This is a genomic window from Tenacibaculum sp. MEBiC06402 (genome assembly GCF_049239625.1).
GTDB lineage: Bacteria > Bacteroidota > Bacteroidia > Flavobacteriales > Flavobacteriaceae > Polaribacter.
In genome coordinates, this window is sequence record NZ_JBMKKT010000019.1 from 1 (window position 1) to 1,016 (window position 1,016).

Sequence of the window (1,016 nt, forward strand, 5' to 3'; positions counted from 1 at the left end):
AACAAAAGCGTATCAAACAGAAACTAAGAACCGACAATCAAATAGGAGAGAAGCTGGCAAAAAAGCCAATAGATAAAACGTTTAGTTCTCTAAAAAAAGGATAGAACTGGAATTACTATTAAAAACCAAAATTTTGAAACTGACATTTATTAATCAGAAAGAAAGCTATACATCATTTTCGACAGTGTTTGCTAAAGTATTTGTGTATGATTTTTTTGCGGGAAAAGGAGGGAAGTCCTTTTCCGTTTTAGCGGAAAGATAATTAATAAGATTGAATTTCCGGTGAGGAAATACAGCCGCAATTAATTATACACGGTGTTAGCCAAAGTTATTCTTTCTTTTTAAATAATAATAAAATTTCTTTTTCATTATTAGTTTCAAAATAATTAATAATTCCTATATCTCCAGTAGGAATGAGAAGTTTTTTGTCTTCTTTGTCATTAATATTATAATCATTCATTGCATATATTTCATCTTCATTTTTTTCATAAAAACCTTCTGAACCTAAGTGAAAAGATGATTCTAAAACTGCAATATTGTTTCTTTCAAAGACGATTTTGTGATTTTTTATTCCAGTTATTGTGAAGAAAATATCCGTATAGTTTTGTCTTTTAACAATAAGAGTGTATAATGTATTTTCATTAATTGTTTCATGTTTTACTTCACGGTTTAGAGGTAAATCTGTAGGTATAATAATGGCACTTTCATTTTTTTTCCCTATGATAATTGAATCATTTGAAATTAAAACTCCATAGTTTTCATATTTTTTATAGTATTCTATAAAATCAATATGATATTGAGTAGGATTTATCACTTTAAACATTTTTTCAGTTTTTTGAGAGAATAAAGTGATATTTATTAATAATGATATTATCAGTGTAAAAGTTAATTTCATACTTAATTTTGGCTAACGTATTTGTGTATGATTTTTTGCGGGAAAGGACGCGAGTTCTTTTCCGTTGTTTCCGAAAGATAATTAATAAGATTGAATTTCCGGCGAGGAAATTAAGCCGCAA

General features: G+C 27.5%; 1 protein-coding gene. It reads right to left on the bottom strand.

From position 1 onward, the window contains the following. Positions 1 to 328: 328 nt before the first annotated feature. Complete coding sequence (locus tag ACOSP6_RS00150; RefSeq protein WP_422092321.1) at positions 329 to 823, bottom strand: hypothetical protein; 495 nt, start codon at positions 821 to 823, stop codon at positions 329 to 331. Positions 824 to 1,016: the final 193 nt, after the last annotated feature.

Excerpts from the sequence above, each read along its gene's own strand:
- ACOSP6_RS00150 (WP_422092321.1), bottom strand. The coding sequence starts at position 823 with ATGTTTAAAGTGATAAATCCTACTCAATATCATATTGATTTTATAGAA.